A 15579-nucleotide genomic window follows, 5' to 3' on the forward strand; every position below is an offset into this window, starting at 1 on the left:
TCGATTCCCTCTCCCTTCGGGAGAGGGTTAGAGTGAGGGGCAATGACCGCAGCAAAATCTGAAATAATCCCGATATCTGACGCTCTCGAGCTTCGCGCCGTCGAAGAGCGCTACGCCGCCGATCTGCATAATCTGGTCGTCAAAAATAAAACCTTTTTGCAAACCGCCTTTGACTGGGCGCAGCACGTCGGCAGCGAGGAGGATACCCGCCGCAACGTGCAGAGCAATCAGATGCTGCATCAGCGCGGCTACGCCAAAATGTTTTTGATCTTCAAGAGTGATGAACTGGTTGGCGTGCTGTCGTTCAACACGATTGAGCCTGCTAACAAAGCCGGGTACATCGGCTACTGGCTGGATGAATCCAACCAGGGGCAGGGCATTCTCTCCCGGTCACTGCAGGCGTTTATGCGCTACTACGCTGAGCGCGGGGAGATCCGCCGTTTTGTGATCAAGTGTCGGGTGGCGAATCAGCACAGCAACAGCGTTGCCGTGCGTAACGGTTTTACGCTGGAAGGGTGCCTTCGGGAAGCGGAATACCTGAATGGCCGCTTTGATGATGTGAATATTTACGGCAGGATCTATACCCTATAACGCGCCCAGCAGCGGGGTGCGGGTGATGCGCTGGTCGCCGTTAATCACCTTTTCGCCGCGCAGGTGAATGCTCTCCCCGGCAAACGCTTCAATGACCGCATCGTCGGTGATTTCAACCCGATGTTCGATCAGCACGTCCCCGCTGATCCGCGCGCGTCCCTGAATCACCACTTTATCGTCCAGCATGATCGGCCCGCCGCGTAGCCATGCCTGACCGCCAATCAGGACGTGGTGCTTGATGACGCAGTTTCCCTCCACCACGGCATTCTCCGCAATCTGAGAGCTGTAGCGCACCGTCGGAATAGCATCGTCGTCATAACCGGCAATCACGCGGGCGTTGCCATAGACCTTTGCGCAGTCGCACACCCAGACGTTATTTAAGTCGTTACCTTCGAGGATTGCGTTGTCGAATATTTCGGCGCGGTGCTCAACAAAGGCAAAATTCACCATCGCCTCGCCGTAGATTTGCGCCTGATGCACAATGCGCGACTGGCTCACCGTCGCCTTATCGTAGATTTGCAGGATCTGGTCATGGTCCGGCGTCAGCCCTTTGGCGGCAATGATAACGCTGTTGTGCAGAATGCGGGCATCGCCGTAGAGATGGCATTCGCCCCGCACGCAGGAGTGCTGAATGGTGACGTTGTCACTTATGCGCGCTCCGTGGCTGACCTCTGCCGCGTCCAGCCAGCAGCTGCCGCTGATATGCGCGTCGTGGCTAACGATGCACGGCAGTGTAAGCCGCGCGTTGCCGGACACGGTTGCACCGGCGAACACCACGCTGTTTTCGTCGTAGATCCAACAGTCGCCGTCCTGCGCGAGGGCGCGCTCATCGTCAACCCAGCCGCCTTTCGTGCCGACCGTCACGTCGTTAAAATCCGCCGTTGCGATAATCTGTCGCAGCGTGACGGAGTGGGTAGTGTCGCCGTTTTTCCACTGCCAGAGGCGGGTTTCGTCGCTAAGGCGATATTTATTCATCTTTAGGTCTCTGATAAGCGTCTTAACTAAACGTAGCAAATTTTTCGGTTTTCGAACGGTTGGCAACCAGACGGTAAACGCCTTAAAATGGCATTCAGAATGCACTTTCAGATTATGCAGGCTCAGGAAAAAATAATGACCGTCGACGAGAATTACTTCACAGAGAAATATGGCTTAACCCGCACCCATTCAGAGGTGCTTTTCAGTGCGGCAAAGATTAAACCGGGTAAAACGCTGGATCTGGGCTGCGGCAATGGCCGCAACAGCCTTTATCTGGCGTCCAACGGTTACGAGGTGACCGCGTGGGATAAGAACCCGATGAGCATCGAGAATATCGAGCGCATCAAGGTGGAAGAAGGGATCGATAACCTCCACACGTCGATCAAAGATCTCAACAACCTGAGTTTTGACGGCGAGTACGATTTCATTCTCTCCACCGTGGTGCTGATGTTCCTGGAGTCAAAAACCATCCCGGGACTTATCGCCAACATGCAGCGCTGCACCAAACCCGGCGGCTACAACCTGATTGTTGCCGCGATGGACACGGCGGATTACCCGTGCACCGTCGGCTTCCCGTTTGCGTTCAGGAGCGGCGAGCTGAGCAACTACTACGAAGGCTGGGAGTTGCTCAAATACAACGAAGACGTTGGCGAACTGCACCGCACCGATGAAAACGGCAACCGCATCAAGCTGCGCTTTGCCACGATGCTGGCGCGCAAGCCCGCTTAGCGGGCGGCCAGCAGGCAGATCTGCAGGGCCGTGTTGTAAGACGCCTCGAACGACGACAGCGGCAGGAATTCAAACTTCGAGTGGAAATTATGCGCGCCGGTGAAGAAGTTCGGCGTGAGTAACCCTTTTGCCGAGAGCGCCGCGCCGTCGGTACCGCCGCGCATGGGCGTCGGCTTCGGCGTGATGCCGAGCGATTCCATCGCCTCAAACATCAGATCGATGGTGCGCCGGTCCTCACCAATCGCATTGCTGATATTGCTGTAGGTATCTTCAATGCGATAGTCCACCCTGGCCGTTGGATGTTGGGCGGCAATCCGCGCGGCAACGTCGGCAATCTGCTGCTTGCGGGCGGCAAAGCTGTTCTTGTCAAAGTCGCGGATATTGGCCTTAAGAATGGCCTCGTTCTGTCCGGCCTGAATGCCGTTAAACCAGATGTAGCCTTCACGCCCCTCGGTGCACTCTGGCGTTTGCAGACGGTCAAAATGGCTGATGTAATCAGTCGCCATCAGCAGGGGATTCACCAGCACGCCTTTGGCGGACATCGGGTGCGCCGTTACGCCGGTAAAGCGGATTTCAGCGGCTGCCGCATTAAAGTTCTCGTAGACAATTTCCCCCAGCTCGCAGCAGTCGATAGTCCAGGCGAAGTCGACGTCAAAGCGCTTAAGGTCCAGCGCTTTTGCACCGTTCAGGCCGATCTCTTCGTCAGGCACAAACGCCACGACGATATCTCCGTGCTGATGTTCCGCGGTCAGGTTTTCCAGCACCGTCATGACCACCGTGACCGCCGATTTATTATCCGCGCCCAATACGCTGGTTCCGTCGCTGAAAATAATCTCCTCATTCGGATACGCCAGAATTTCAGGATGCTCGTTAACCCGCAGCCAGATGTCTTTCTCTTTATTCAGACAGAGATCTTCGCCGGTAAAGGTTAATATTTGTGGATGAATATCCGGTGATAATCCCACGTCCACGGTATCAATATGGGTAATAAAGCCGATGCGCGGCGCACCGGGCACGTTGCCTTTTTTTACCGCCGTTACCGTGGCGAATTCATCAATAACAATGTCGTCTAAACCCAGCTGCGCCAGCTCCTGCGCCAGTTCCCGCGCCATGTCGTGCTGGCCCGGCGTTGAGGGCAGGGTTTTGACTTTAGGATCGCTCTGGCTGGTGATCGCGAGATAGCGGAAAAAACGGTGCGTTAATTGTCTGGAAAGCGGCGAGCCCATAGTGATTTATTCCTTATTTATTTTTCAGGTGTTTGCCACATCACTTTAATGTTATTTATGAAATGGCAAAAGAATTAATTAGCCGTCGAATTAAAAAGACAGGAATAAATGATGAAAAGCAAACTCACAACTTTAACGCTGGCGCTTGCTGCACTCACGGTCAGTTCCACCGTTGCCGCGAAAACGCTGGTGTATTGCTCCGAAGGATCGCCGGAAAACTTTAATCCTCAGCTATACACCTCGGGAACCAGCGTGGACGCCAGCGCCGTGCCGGTCTATAACCGGTTGGTCGATTTCAAACCCGGCACCACGGAGCTGGTGCCGAGCCTGGCGGAGCGCTGGGAGGTGAGCGACGACGGCAAGGTTTACACCTTCCATCTGCGTAAGGGCGTTAAATTCCAGAGTAATAAATCCTTCACGCCGACCCGCGACTTTAACGCCGACGACGTGATTTTCTCGTTTATGCGTCAGAAAGACGTGAATCATCCGTATCACAACGTCTCTAACGGCAGCTACTCCAACTTCGAAAGTCTGGAATTTGGCAGCCTGATAACCGGCATTGATAAAGTTGATGACCACACCGTGCGCTTTACCCTGGCGCACCCGGAAGCGCCGTTTGTCGCCGATCTGGCATGGTATTTTGCCTCGATCCTGTCCGCGGAATATGCCGACGCGATGCTCAAAGCGGGTACGCCGGAGAAGGTGGATATGGAGCCCATAGGCACCGGCCCGTTTAAGCTGGCCCAGTATCAGAAGGATTCGCGGATCCTGTTCACGGCGTTTGCCGACTACTGGCAGGGGAAATCGAAGCTGGATCGGCTGGTGTTTAGCATCACGCCGGATGCCTCCGTGCGTTTTGCCAAAATTGAGAAGAACGAGTGTCAGGTGATGCCGTTCCCGAACCCGGCGGACCTGCCGCGCATGAAGGCGAACAAAGACATCAACCTGATGAGCAAAGCCGGTCTGAATACCGGTTTTCTGGCGTTCAATACCCAAAAACCGCCGCTGGATAACGTAAAAGTCCGTCAGGCGCTGGCGATGGCCATCAATAAACCGGCCATTATTGATGCGGTGTTCCACGGCACCGGTACCGCTGCAAAAAACCTGCTGCCGCCGGGGGTCTGGAGCGCAGACAGTGAGCTCAAGGATTACGGTTACGATCCTGAAAAGGCGAAAGCGCTGCTGAAAGAGGCCGGTTTTGCCAGCGGCGTGAGCATCGATTTATGGGCGATGCCGGTCCAGCGTCCCTATAATCCGAATGCTAAACGCATGGCGGAGATGATTCAGGCCGACTGGGCGAAAATCGGCGTACAGGCCAAAATCGTCACCTACGAGTGGGGCGAATACCTTAAGCGCGTGAAGGGCGGGGAACATCAGGCCGCGCTGATGGGCTGGACGACCGCAACGGGCGATCCCGACAACTTCTTTGGTCCGCTATTTACCTGCACCTCGGCAAACGGTGGCTCAAATTCGGCGAAATGGTGCTATAAGCCCTTCGATAATATTATCGCGGAAGCAAAATCAACGACCGATCGCGATAAACGCGCGGCGCTGTATAAAGAGGCTCAGCAAATGATGCATGACCAGATGCCGGCGGTGATGATTGCGCATTCAACCATTTTCGAGCCGGTGCGCAAGGAGGTGACGGGCTATGAAATTGACCCGTTTGGCAAACATCTGTTCTGGCAACTGGATATAAATCAGTAATTTTTCACTGCCCGGCACGCCTCCGGGCAGTCTTTTCGCAATTTGTGCTCTCCGCATCATTTTTTGTCACAACAAACCCATCGGTCTTTTGCTATAACTTCAAATGCATACTTGCAGATAACACGGAAAACTATCATGCGTACTCAAACTTTTTTTAAAGTTGCAGTGCTTACTGGTCTGTTGGCGTTGGCGGGCTGTTCTTCAAAAGTCGCGGCTCCCGAACAATATTCTGGCTTTTTAAAAGACTATTCCGGCTTGCAGCAGACGACGTCTGCGACGGGAAAACCAACGCTGCGTTGGGTTGATCCTTCTTATAACGAAGCTAATTACGACAGTATTCTCTGGACGCCGATTACTTATTATCCTGCGCCTAAACCGACCACTCAAATTGGTCAGAAAACGCTTGATGAGCTGTTGAATTACACCAATAACAAAATGAAAACCGCTATTGGTACCCGTAAGCCAGTGGTGACCACGCCGGGTAAACACAGCCTGATTTTCCGCGGTGCAATTACCGGGGTGAGTTCGCAGAAAGAAGGTCTGCAGTTCTATGAAGTGGTGCCGGTCGCGCTGGTGGTAGCAGGTACGCAAATGGCAACCGGACATCGCACCATGGATACCCATCTTTACTTTGAAGGTGAGCTGATTGATGCGGCAACCAATAAGTCCGTAATGAAGGTGGTTCGTAAAGGCGAAGGTAAAGAGCTGGCAAACGAAAATACGCCGATGGGCTTTGCGACGCTGAAACAGGTAGTTGATGACATGGCGACGGACGCCACCATGTTTGATGTGAAAAAGACCGCCAAATAAAATAAAACGGCCTGCGTAATGCAGGCCTTTTTATTTACGCCATTCGTAAGCGTCTGAACCAGGTTTCTGGTTTGGTAAACATCACCATATTTCCCCCCAGAATCAGCACTAATCCCACGATACCGTTGATATGCCAGACGTAGCCTTCGTACACCGTGGAGATGGACAGCGCCACCAGCGGGAAGAGCAGCGTACTGTAGGCCGCTTTGCCGGGACCGATACGTCCCACCAGCGTGAAGTAGGCGCCAAAGGCAATCACCGAACCAAACACGGCCAGATAGAGCAGCGCGCCAATGTAGCTGATGGTCCACTCTGGCGCGAAGCTGTCGCCTCTGAGCAGGGCAATGCAACCCATTACCAGCGTGCCGTAGAGCATCGCCCAGGCGTTGGTGGTCATGGTTTCCAAGCCTCTGCGCTGGTGACGCATGCTGATCATATTGCCCAGCGAGAAGCCGTAGGTGCCGAGCGCGGAAAGACCAATCCCGGTCAGGAGCGACGCGCTCCAGCCGCTGGCCAGCAGATCGTCCCAGAAGAGGGTGACGATCCCAGACAGGCCCAGTGCCGCCGCCGTCCAGAAACGCGCGGGCGGGCGCTGCCCGAAGAAGATAAAGCTGTTAATAGCGTTATAGAGCACGGCCATGGAGAAGATCACCGACTCCAGCCCGGTATTGATATGTGCCGCTGCCGTATAAAAACACCAGAAGTTAAAGCAGAAAACGCAGCATCCCTGGAGCATACAAAAGAGGTGATCCCGCAGCGCCAGCGTGCGCAGGCGGCGCAGGGCGAGTAACACCACCATCATCGTGAGGCTGGCGACGGCGAAACGCCAGAATATAGAGACGGGCGCCGCCACGGGGCCCTGCTGCAGGAAAATCGCAATCCAGGTGGTTCCCCAGATGACCACCACCAGTCCGTATAATAATGCGTTCATATTTTTCTCTTCTCAAACCACGGAAGCCCGCAGTATGCCGCTGAGATCGGTCAGGGGCTTTCACCGGCTTGCGGTCGACTTGCAAAATCTTGCGCTTTTTTCTTCCCCGGGGGCTGGCAACGGGAGACAACTCTTCTTAGACTGATATTCCAGTCAATCACGCGCTTATGGTCATGTCTCACGCTTACGATACCTTTGAAACGCTTTGCCAACAGAATGCGGTCCTGCGGGAAACCGTCTCGCTGAATTCGGGCATTCAGCTGGCTGCGTGGTACAACAAGCACGATACGATAACGGTAAAAAGTAACCACCATACCCTGAGCCTGTACGTGGCGGACGGCTACGAAAGCTACCAAAAAACGCCGGGCGGCTGGAAGAACGGCGGGGGACCGGACCGCTTCTGTTTGATGCCAAAAGAGAGCGAATCGACGTGGGATATCCGCGATGACCTGTCGTTTGTGCATCTCTACTGCACCGACGAACACCTGCGCGACGTGGGGGAAAAGATCTGGGACAAGCGCCCGCTTTCGCTGACGCTCGACGAGCACATTTTTGGTAGCGATCCGAAGATCACCGCGCTGTATCGCCAGTTTTTGCTCGGCTGCGACTGGCAGCAGCACGCCAACCAGCTCACTCTGAGCACGGCCTCTACGCTGCTCCTGACCCATCTGCTGCAAAACTACTCTAACGTTCAGTGGAAGCTGCCGGTCGTCACCGGCGGGCTATCGCCATTCGTGCTGCGCAACGTGCTGGCCTTTATTGAAGAGAACCTCGGGCAACCCCTGACGCTGGCTGAACTGGCGGCGCAGGCCGCCCTCAGCGAATACCATTTTGCCCGCATGTTCCGCCAGTCGACGGGGCTGGCGCCGCATCAGTACGTGATGCAGAGGCGAATGGAAAAAGCGAAGGCGCTGGTGCAGAACACGGCGACGCCGCTAACGGACATCGCCCTTGCCTGTGGGTTTAACTCCGCCAGCCACTTCAGCAACCGCTTTCGCAGCGCGACGGGCATGACGCCTTCGCAGCTACGCGCGGCGAGTGCGTGAAAACAGGGCGTAGCACATCCCGCCCAGCACCAGCCCCCAGAATGCCGAACCGATGCCGAGGATTGTGACGCCGCTCGCGGTCATCAGAAACGTGACGATGGCCGCGTCGCGCTCCGCCTCGTGATTCAGCGCCTGATATAAACTCCCGCTAATGGTGCCCAGCAGCGCCAGACCGGCGAGCGTCTGGATCCAGCTGAGCGGCAGAGCGGCCATCAGCCCGGTAATCGAGCCGCCGAAAATCCCCGCAAGCAGATAAAAACCTCCCGCTGCGACGGCCGCCAGCCAGCGTTTATCGGCGTCCGGGTGTGCATCCGGGCTTTGGCAAATGGCGGCGGTAATGGCCGCGATGCAGATAGAAAAGACGCCAAACGGAGAAAACAGCAGCGCCAGTCCGCCCGTCACGACGATAAGCGGCGAGACCGCCAGCGGGTAACCGGAGGCTTTCATCGTGGCGAACCCCGGCGCGTTCTGCGAGGCCATGGTCACCAGGAAGAAGGGCACGCCAATACTCACCAGGCTGGTGAAGGTGAACGTGGGCGCAATAAACTCGGGCATCGCAAGGGAGAGCGTGAGCTTATCCGTGACAACGTCACCTCCCGCCCACGCCACCATACCGCCGACCAGCAGCGTGACCACGATGGCATAGCGCGGCGCCAGCGCTTTTGCCATCAGCCACGCCGCAATCATGCTGCCGCACAGCAGAAAGTGACCCTCCAGGTGCGCAAACGCGTGAAGGCCAAACTGCAGCAACACGCCTGCCAGCATGGCGGCAGCAAGCGAATGGGGGATCAGCCTCATCAGACGGGCGAAGAGCCCGGTGATGCCGCAAAGTAAAATGAGCCCGTTAGCAAAGATGAACACGCCGATCGTTTCCGGCAGCGTCACGCCGTGCAGGCTGGTAGCGAGCAGCGCCGCGCCGGGCGTCGACCAGGCGGTCAGCACCGGCGCTTTGTACCACCAGGAAAGCGCCAGCGTGCTGACGCCCATCCCAATCCCCAGCGCGGTCATCCAGCCTGCGATCTGCTGTGCGCTGGCACCAGCCGCCGCGGCGGCCTGCCAGATGATGGCGGCCGAGCTGGCGTAACCGACCAGCACGGCGACAAATCCAGCCAGTGCGACTGGAACAAGGTGAGAGGAAGGGCGCATGAAAACTCCGTTGTGCGTTATAACGTCCGACATAAGGTAACACTGTGCGCTATAGCGTACAAGTGGTATGCTGATCGCCATCAGGAGGGACCATGGACATCACACTACACCTTGCAACAACGCTGAAAACGCTGCGCCAGACGCGCGGCTGGAGTTTGTCGAAGCTCGCGGACGAGACCGGCGTGTCAAAAGCGATGCTGGGGCAAATCGAGCGCAATGAATCCAGCCCGACGGTGTCGACGCTGTGGAAAATCGCCACCGGGCTGAACGTGCCGTTTTCCGCGTTCATCACGCCAGAGGCGGAACGACAGGCGGTGTTTGACCCGCAGCAGCAGGCGATGGTGGTCAAACCGCTTTTTCCGTGGGACGAGACGCTCGGGTTTGATTACTTCTCCATCACGCTGGCACCCGGCGCGCTGAGTGAATCCACGCCGCATGAGGCGGGGGTGATTGAACATGTGGTGGTGGTCAGCGGCGAGCTGGAGATGAAGCTCGAGGGCAAATGGCAGACGATATCTGCCGATTCGGGCGTCCGTTTCGCCGGCGATAAACCGCACGCCTACCGCAACAGCAGCGACCGGACGGTGCATTTTCACTCCCTGATTCATTATCCCCGCTGACGCTACGCAAAACTGTTTCGCTGACGCATACTTCTGACTACAATAGCCGCCATTTTGACCATAACGGATAACGACGAAGTATGCGCCTGCAATCCCATCATCTTGAACTTTTAAGCCCGGCCCGCGACGCCGCCATTGCCCGTGAAGCGATCCTTCATGGCGCAGACGCCGTCTACATTGGCGGCCCTGGCTTCGGTGCCCGCCATAACGCCAGCAACAGCCTGAGCGATATTGCTGAACTGGTGCCGTTCGCCCACCGTTTCGGGGCGAAAGTGTTCGTGACCCTGAACACCATTCTTCATGATGATGAGCTGGAGCCTGCGCAACGTCTGATTACCGATCTCTACCAGGCCGGCGTTGATGCCCTGATCGTTCAGGACATGGGCGTGCTTGAGCTGGATATTCCGCCCATTGAACTGCATGCCAGTACCCAGTGCGATATCCGTACGGTCGAGAAGGCGAAATTTCTCTCCGACGTCGGCTTTTCGCAGATCGTTCTGGCACGCGAGCTGAACCTGAATCAGATCCGCGACATTCACCAGGCGACAGACGCGACGATTGAATTCTTTATCCACGGCGCGCTGTGCGTGGCTTATTCCGGTCAGTGCAATATTTCCCACGCGCAGACGGGCCGCAGCGCCAACCGCGGCGACTGTTCTCAGGCCTGCCGTCTGCCGTATACCCTGAAAGACGATCAGGGCCGCGTCGTGGCGTTCGAAAAACACCTGCTTTCTATGAAGGACAACGATCAGACGGCCAACCTGGGTGCGCTGATCGACGCGGGCGTGCGTTCCTTCAAGATTGAAGGGCGCTACAAAGATATGAGCTACGTGAAGAACATCACGGCGCACTATCGCCAAATGCTGGACGCCATTATCGAAGATCGCGGCGACCTGGCGCGCGCGTCGGCCGGGCGCACCGAGCATTTCTTTATTCCGTCGACGGACAAAACGTTCCACCGCGGCAGCACGGACTATTTTGTGAATGCCCGTAAAGGGGATATCGGCGCGTTCGACTCACCGAAGTTTATCGGTTTACCGGTGGGTGAAGTGCTGAAAGTGGCGAAAGATCACCTTGATGTCGAAGTGACGGAACCGCTGGCGAACGGCGATGGCCTTAACGTGATGATAAAGCGTGAGGTCGTAGGCTTCCGTGCCAATACGGTCGAGAAAACCGGCGAGAACCGCTACCGCGTCTGGCCGAATGAAATGCCGGCCGATCTTTATAAGGCGAGGCCGAACGCGGCGCTTAACCGTAACCTCGATCATAACTGGCAGCAGGCGCTGCTGAAAACCTCCAGCGAACGCCGTATCGCCGTGGATATTGAGCTGGGCGGCTGGGAAGAGCAGCTAATTCTGACCATGACCTGTGAAGACGGCATTAGCGTGACGCATACGCTCGATGGTCATTTCGAGGTGGCAAACAACGCGGAAAAAGCGCTTAACAGCCTGAAGGATGGCGTGGCGAAGCTGGGCCAGACGATTTATTACGCGCGCGCGATCGACGTGAATCTGCCGGACGCGCTGTTCGTGCCGAACAGCCTGCTTAACCAGTTCCGTCGCGAAACGGCAGAGATGCTGGATGCCGCGCGCCTGGCACAGTATCCACGCGGTAGTCGTAAAGCGGAAACCGTCCCTGCGCCAGTCTACCCGGACACCCATTTATCCTTCCTCGCTAACGTCTACAACCATAAAGCGCGTGAATTCTATCATCGCCATGGCGTGCAGCTGATCGACGCGGCCTATGAAGCGCATGAAGAGAAGGGCGATGTTCCGGTGATGATCACCAAGCACTGCCTGCGCTTTGCCTTTAACCTGTGTCCTAAGCAGGCGAAAGGGAATATTAAGAGCTGGAAGGCCACCCCTATGCAGCTCGTAAACGGTGACGAAGTGCTAACCCTTAAATTCGACTGTCGTCCCTGCGAAATGCACGTGATTGGCAAGATGAAAAACCACATCTTCAAAATGCCGCAGCCTGGCAGCATTGTGGCGTCCGTCAGTCCGGACGATCTGATGAAAACGCTGCCGAAACGCAAGGGCAGCTAACTACCGAACGTGCGTGTCCGGTTTGCGCGATTTCTGCCACAGGTGGTGTTCGCGCAAACCCTCCGCCGACTCTTCCGCAGCGCTTCGCAACTCATCGCTGTCGGCTTCATGACGAAGCTGATGCGCCACATTCTTGACCCATAAATATTCGTGTCCTTTGTGCCCGGCCATAAGCTGGCCGGAAAACAGCGCACAGATAAGCATGACGAAAGATAACCCTTTTTTAATCATGGATTCACCGCTTAAAAACAATGCGGGATAATCATGTCGATTATTTTTAAGGGTTATTATTCAAAAATTAAAATTAGCGAAAAGAAAATGTCAAATATTGTGGATTCGGAATTACGGTTAAGACATTTCCTAAAAGTCATCTGAAATTTTGTAAAGCTCCATTTCTGGACCACAATTGGATATTTGCATTAAGGATAAATCTTATATAATAGTTATCTCGGGCTAAGGAACAGGTCATTCATAAATGAAAAAAATAATAGCGCTTGCGCTTCTGGCGGTGGCTGTTGGAGCTGTTGTTGGGATTCGTCATGCAGGTAATGAAGAACCAGAATATATTCAGTCTGCAGAAATTCGCGTGGGTTCCTATTTAACCAGCGATTATGGTGGCGTTGCCTGCTCCAGCAAAAAAATAAACGATCGGCGCTGGGAATTAGATTGTACTCATCAGGCAAGAGGAAAAACATTCCAGTTCGCGGTGTATCCCTCTGAAAAAGCACCTTATGGTGTCGCTCGCTCCTTTTATCTTGAAGCCCTTAATGACGACGCAAAACAGAGCGCTGAGCAGGGGCTTATGCGTTATTTGCAGATCAATACCCATGCAGGTTAATAAGACTGTTTAACCTTCGTTAAGACAACGGGTGTTAGGTTGTAGGAGATCCGCAGCCCGGCCATGGAGTGTCGGGACGTAGAGACCAAAACACAAATCTATCCATGCAAGCATTTACCGCCAGTTAATGGCGGTTTTTTTTTTGCACTTATGCCGCTATCGGGCAGTGTCAGAACGAGAAAATTGTTTGCGATACTGAGCCGGGGAAAGCGCGAACTGCTGGCGAAAATGATGACGTAACGTTGATGCCTGCCCAAACCCGGTCTGCTCAGCGATGCTGTCGATGCTTAACCGGCTGCTTTCCAGATAATCTTTTGCTCTCAGCAGGCGCTCATTGATTAACCAGCGTGCGGGCGTCGTTCCCGTTGCCGCCTCGAAGCGACGAAGGAAGGTGCGCTGGCTCATTCCGACCCGACGCGCCAGGGAGTCGACGCTGTGCGACTCGATAAGATGCGTGTGCAGAAAATCAAATAGCTGGCCGAGACGCTGGCTCTCCCGCAGCTGCGCCACAGGGCGGCTCAGCTGCTGTGGCTGTGAACCATCACGGTGTGGAGGAATGACCAGCCGACGCGCCACGCTGTTGGCGGTTTCCATGCCATAATCCCGCCGCACAACGTGCAGACAGAGATCGATTCCCGCCGCGCTGCCAGCGGACGTCAGAATATCGCCTTCGTCCTGGTAGAGCACATCTTCAACCACGTCGATGTCAGGGTAACGGGCTTTAAGCGCGTCAATGTAGCGCCAGTGCGTCGTGGCTTTGCGGCCGTTCAGCAGCCCCGTAGCGGCCAGCGCAAACACCCCCGAACAGATGGACAGCAGCTGGCATCCTCGTGCGCTGGCCTGGCGTAATGCCTCGCTGAGCGCGTCCGGAACCGGCGAGTCAAGCCCACGCCAGCCGGGAACCACAATCAGATCCGCAGACGCAAGCAGGCTTAAATCACCATCGGTAACGATGCGGATCCCGCCAGTTGCCCGAAGTTCACCGCTGTCCACGCTCGCCACCGCAAAACGATACCATTCGTCGCCCAGCTCGGGACGCGGCAGGCCGAAGATCTCCACCGCTACGCCAAACTCAAAGGTACACAGACCGTCATACGCCAGCACGACCACCTGCGGGCGGGCAATTTGTCTTAAGTTTGTCATCTTTTTGCTGTTTTCTGGCATAAGCGAACGCATTCACGGGCTGAATTTGTGGATAGAGTAGTGTTAACACAAACGCCAAAGATGAGGAAGGATCATGAGCTATGTTACTGAATTTCCGGCTGCCGAGCCGCAGGAAGCCGTTACCCATTTTCTGCGCCGCCTGAGCGTTGAAACCGACTGTGCGGATGTGCATCACGCCATCGCCAATAATGAGCAGGATTTTGTTTTGCTGCACGTGGTGGGGAGTCCGGAGCAGTTTGCCCGCCGTCACGTGCCGGGCGCATTGCACCTGCCGCGGAGTCAGATGACTGCCGGGCGCATGGCCGAATGGCCTGAAGGCACGCTGTTCGTCGTTTACTGCGCAGGTCCGCACTGTAACGGCGCGGACAGAGCCGCGCTGAAGCTGGCGCGCCTCGGGCTGCCGGTCAAAATTATGCTCGGGGGGATCGCCGGATGGGAAGATGAAAAGTTCGCCTTTGCCAGCAGCGAAACCGCCGTCGCGCTGTGAAGATGAATTTTTTTCAACACCCGTGAAATTTTCTCGTTTGCCGGAACAGGACAGGTATGACATCTTTTTTGGACATTTAGACATCCAGAAGTCTAAAACTTCAAATGATGAATTATCACTGCGGGCAATTATCGCCGGCAGACTGAGGAGATTTCCATGCAACGACACCACGCCCCGTACCGCGCCGACGTAGTCGGCAGTTTTTTACGCCCGGATGCCATCAAGCAGGCTCGCCTGAAGTTCGCCAGCGGCGAGATTGACGCCGGACAGCTTCGCGCGGTGGAAGACGATGCCATTCGCCACGTCGTTGAGCAGCAGTGTGCGTGCGGCCTGCATGTGGTCACCGACGGTGAATTTCGCCGTGCCTGGTGGCACTTCGACTTCTTCGACGGTCTTCAGGGCGTTGAGCGTTACGATTCACAGCAGGGGATCCAGTTCAACGGGGTACAAACCAAAGCCCACGGCGTGCGCGTCACCGGAAAGCTGGGCTTTGGCGACCATCCGATGCTCGAGGATTTCCGCTACCTGAAAAGCATCAGCGGCAATGCTCAGCCGAAGATGACCATTCCCAGCCCGAGCGTGCTCCATTTCCGCGGCGGGCGTAAAGACATTGATGCGACCGTCTATCCGGACCTGAACGTCTATTTTGACGATCTGGCGACCACCTGGCGCGACGCCATCCGCGCATTTTACGACGCGGGCTGCCGCTACCTGCAGCTGGACGACACCGTCTGGGCCTATCTTTGTTCGGACGACCAGCGCCGTCAGATCCGCGAGCGGGGCGATGATGCCGATGAGCTGGCACGCATCTATGCCCGCGTCCTGAACAAGGCGCTGGAAGGCAAGCCGGACGATCTGACCATCGGGCTGCACGTCTGTCGCGGTAACTTCCGTTCAACCTGGATTTCCGAAGGTGGCTATGAGCCGGTGGCGGAAGTGCTGTTCGGAACGGTCAACGTTGACGCATTCTTCCTTGAATACGACAACGACCGCAGCGGGGATTTCGCGCCATTGCGCTTCATTCGCCCGGGCAAACAGCAGGTGGTGCTGGGTCTGATCACCACGAAAAACGGCGAGCTGGAGAACCCGGAGGGGATTAAAGCCCGTCTGGAAGAGGCGGCAAAATACGTGGCAAAAGAGCAAATTTGCCTCAGCCCGCAGTGCGGCTTTGCCTCTACCGAAGAGGGCAACAGCCTGAGTGAATCCCAGCAGTGGGATAAAGTCCGTCTGGTCACGCAGATCGCCAGCGAAGTCTGGTAAGCCT

The 15579-nt window shown here is 55.9% G+C and carries 16 protein-coding genes; 10 read left to right on the plus strand and 6 right to left on the minus strand.

Annotated elements, in window-relative coordinates; translation table 11 throughout:
• Nucleotides 1–42 precede the first annotated feature (42 nt).
• Complete coding sequence (gene rimL / locus F0320_RS10540; protein ID WP_126328501.1) at nt 43–591, plus strand: 50S ribosomal protein L7/L12-serine acetyltransferase; 549 nt, start codon at nt 43–45, stop codon at nt 589–591.
• Here the strand turns inward: rimL and ydcK are convergent.
• The gene (ydcK, locus tag F0320_RS10545) at nt 586–1566 is read right to left on the minus strand and encodes a YdcK family protein (RefSeq protein ID WP_126328502.1); all 981 of its coding nucleotides are present in this window, start codon (nt 1564–1566) and stop codon (nt 586–588) included. The genes rimL and ydcK overlap by 6 nt on opposite strands.
• Nucleotides 1567–1698: 132 nt before the next feature.
• On the opposite strand from ydcK, the gene tehB reads away from it, so the two are divergent.
• Nucleotides 1699–2295 (plus strand): tellurite resistance methyltransferase TehB, encoded by a 597-nt coding sequence (tehB, locus tag F0320_RS10550; protein WP_262485854.1) that lies wholly within the window; start codon nt 1699–1701, stop codon nt 2293–2295.
• On the opposite strand, the gene pepT is transcribed toward tehB, so the two are convergent.
• Nucleotides 2292–3521 (minus strand): peptidase T, encoded by a 1230-nt coding sequence (gene pepT / locus F0320_RS10555; RefSeq protein ID WP_126328503.1) that lies wholly within the window; start codon nt 3519–3521, stop codon nt 2292–2294. The two genes, tehB and pepT, sit on opposite strands and share 4 nt — an antisense overlap.
• A gap of 111 nt (nt 3522–3632) precedes the next feature.
• On the opposite strand from pepT, the gene F0320_RS10560 reads away from it, so the two are divergent.
• A complete protein-coding gene (locus F0320_RS10560) occupies nt 3633–5228 on the plus strand; it encodes an ABC transporter substrate-binding protein (RefSeq protein WP_126328798.1) in 1596 nt (531 codons plus the stop codon).
• 135 nt (nt 5229–5363) lie between these two features.
• A complete protein-coding gene (locus F0320_RS10565; RefSeq protein WP_149323773.1) occupies nt 5364–6038 on the plus strand; it encodes a DUF3313 domain-containing protein in 675 nt (224 codons plus the stop codon).
• Between the two features lie 34 nt (nt 6039–6072).
• Here F0320_RS10565 and F0320_RS10570 read toward each other — a convergent pair whose 3' ends face one another.
• Entirely contained in the window at nt 6073–6969 is an 897-nt protein-coding gene (locus F0320_RS10570; RefSeq protein ID WP_126328505.1) for a DMT family transporter, read from the minus strand.
• Between the two features lie 173 nt (nt 6970–7142).
• On the opposite strand from F0320_RS10570, the gene F0320_RS10575 reads away from it, so the two are divergent.
• Entirely contained in the window at nt 7143–8015 is an 873-nt protein-coding gene (locus tag F0320_RS10575; RefSeq protein WP_126328506.1) for a helix-turn-helix transcriptional regulator, read from the plus strand.
• Here F0320_RS10575 and F0320_RS10580 read toward each other — a convergent pair.
• The gene (locus F0320_RS10580; protein ID WP_126328507.1) at nt 7995–9161 is read right to left on the minus strand and encodes a benzoate/H(+) symporter BenE family transporter; all 1167 of its coding nucleotides are present in this window, start codon (nt 9159–9161) and stop codon (nt 7995–7997) included. The two genes, F0320_RS10575 and F0320_RS10580, sit on opposite strands and share 21 nt — an antisense overlap.
• 92 nt (nt 9162–9253) lie before the next feature.
• On the opposite strand from F0320_RS10580, the gene F0320_RS10585 reads away from it, so the two are divergent.
• Nucleotides 9254–9781, plus strand: coding sequence for a helix-turn-helix domain-containing protein (locus F0320_RS10585; protein ID WP_126328508.1), 528 nt, complete (start codon nt 9254–9256; stop codon nt 9779–9781).
• Nucleotides 9782–9861: 80 nt separating this feature from the next.
• Nucleotides 9862–11826 carry a peptidase U32 family protein gene (locus F0320_RS10590; RefSeq protein WP_126328509.1) on the plus strand — a complete coding sequence of 655 codons (1965 nt, stop codon included), beginning with the start codon at nt 9862–9864 and terminating at the stop codon, nt 11824–11826.
• Here F0320_RS10590 and F0320_RS10595 read toward each other — a convergent pair whose 3' ends face one another.
• A complete protein-coding gene (locus F0320_RS10595; RefSeq protein WP_039262502.1) occupies nt 11827–12057 on the minus strand; it encodes a DUF2554 family protein in 231 nt (76 codons plus the stop codon).
• Nucleotides 12058–12301: 244 nt separating this feature from the next.
• Between F0320_RS10595 and F0320_RS10600 the strand changes: the two genes are divergently transcribed.
• Entirely contained in the window at nt 12302–12664 is a 363-nt protein-coding gene (locus tag F0320_RS10600; protein WP_126328510.1) for a hypothetical protein, read from the plus strand.
• A gap of 156 nt (nt 12665–12820) precedes the next feature.
• Here the strand turns inward: F0320_RS10600 and ftrA are convergent, their stop codons facing one another.
• Nucleotides 12821–13828, minus strand: a complete 1008-nt coding sequence (gene ftrA, locus F0320_RS10605) for a transcriptional regulator FtrA (protein WP_126328511.1) — start codon at nt 13826–13828, stop codon at nt 12821–12823.
• Nucleotides 13829–13901: 73 nt separating this feature from the next.
• On the opposite strand from ftrA, the gene F0320_RS10610 reads away from it, so the two are divergent.
• On the plus strand, nt 13902–14315 hold the full coding sequence (locus F0320_RS10610) for a rhodanese-like domain-containing protein (protein WP_047651277.1): 414 nt from the start codon (nt 13902–13904) through the stop codon (nt 14313–14315).
• Nucleotides 14316–14471: 156 nt separating this feature from the next.
• Nucleotides 14472–15575 carry a cobalamin-independent methionine synthase II family protein gene (locus tag F0320_RS10615; RefSeq protein ID WP_126328512.1) on the plus strand — a complete coding sequence of 368 codons (1104 nt, stop codon included), beginning with the start codon at nt 14472–14474 and terminating at the stop codon, nt 15573–15575.
• The last annotated feature ends 4 nt before the right edge of the window (nt 15576–15579 follow it).

This window comes from Enterobacter dykesii, from assembly GCF_008364625.2.
Lineage (GTDB): Bacteria > Pseudomonadota > Gammaproteobacteria > Enterobacterales > Enterobacteriaceae > Enterobacter > Enterobacter dykesii.

What these genes read in the sequence shown, in the direction of transcription:
- F0320_RS10575 (WP_126328506.1), top strand. Translation starts at nt 7,143, where the DNA reads ATGTCTCACGCTTACGATACCTTTGAAACGCTTTGCCAACAGAATGCG.
- F0320_RS10570 (WP_126328505.1), bottom strand. Translation starts at nt 6,969, where the DNA reads ATGAACGCATTATTATACGGACTGGTGGTGGTCATCTGGGGAACCACC.
- F0320_RS10590 (WP_126328509.1), top strand. Translation starts at nt 9,862, where the DNA reads ATGCGCCTGCAATCCCATCATCTTGAACTTTTAAGCCCGGCCCGCGAC.
- F0320_RS10595 (WP_039262502.1), bottom strand. Translation starts at nt 12,057, where the DNA reads ATGATTAAAAAAGGGTTATCTTTCGTCATGCTTATCTGTGCGCTGTTT.
- ftrA (WP_126328511.1), bottom strand. Translation starts at nt 13,828, where the DNA reads ATGCCAGAAAACAGCAAAAAGATGACAAACTTAAGACAAATTGCCCGC.
- F0320_RS10580 (WP_126328507.1), bottom strand. Translation starts at nt 9,161, where the DNA reads ATGCGCCCTTCCTCTCACCTTGTTCCAGTCGCACTGGCTGGATTTGTC.
- ydcK (WP_126328502.1), bottom strand. Translation starts at nt 1,566, where the DNA reads ATGAATAAATATCGCCTTAGCGACGAAACCCGCCTCTGGCAGTGGAAA.
- F0320_RS10610 (WP_047651277.1), top strand. Translation starts at nt 13,902, where the DNA reads ATGAGCTATGTTACTGAATTTCCGGCTGCCGAGCCGCAGGAAGCCGTT.
- rimL (WP_126328501.1), top strand. Translation starts at nt 43, where the DNA reads ATGACCGCAGCAAAATCTGAAATAATCCCGATATCTGACGCTCTCGAG.
- F0320_RS10560 (WP_126328798.1), top strand. Translation starts at nt 3,633, where the DNA reads ATGAAAAGCAAACTCACAACTTTAACGCTGGCGCTTGCTGCACTCACG.
- F0320_RS10565 (WP_149323773.1), top strand. Translation starts at nt 5,364, where the DNA reads ATGCGTACTCAAACTTTTTTTAAAGTTGCAGTGCTTACTGGTCTGTTG.
- pepT (WP_126328503.1), bottom strand. Translation starts at nt 3,521, where the DNA reads ATGGGCTCGCCGCTTTCCAGACAATTAACGCACCGTTTTTTCCGCTAT.
- F0320_RS10585 (WP_126328508.1), top strand. Translation starts at nt 9,254, where the DNA reads ATGGACATCACACTACACCTTGCAACAACGCTGAAAACGCTGCGCCAG.
- F0320_RS10600 (WP_126328510.1), top strand. Translation starts at nt 12,302, where the DNA reads ATGAAAAAAATAATAGCGCTTGCGCTTCTGGCGGTGGCTGTTGGAGCT.
- F0320_RS10615 (WP_126328512.1), top strand. Translation starts at nt 14,472, where the DNA reads ATGCAACGACACCACGCCCCGTACCGCGCCGACGTAGTCGGCAGTTTT.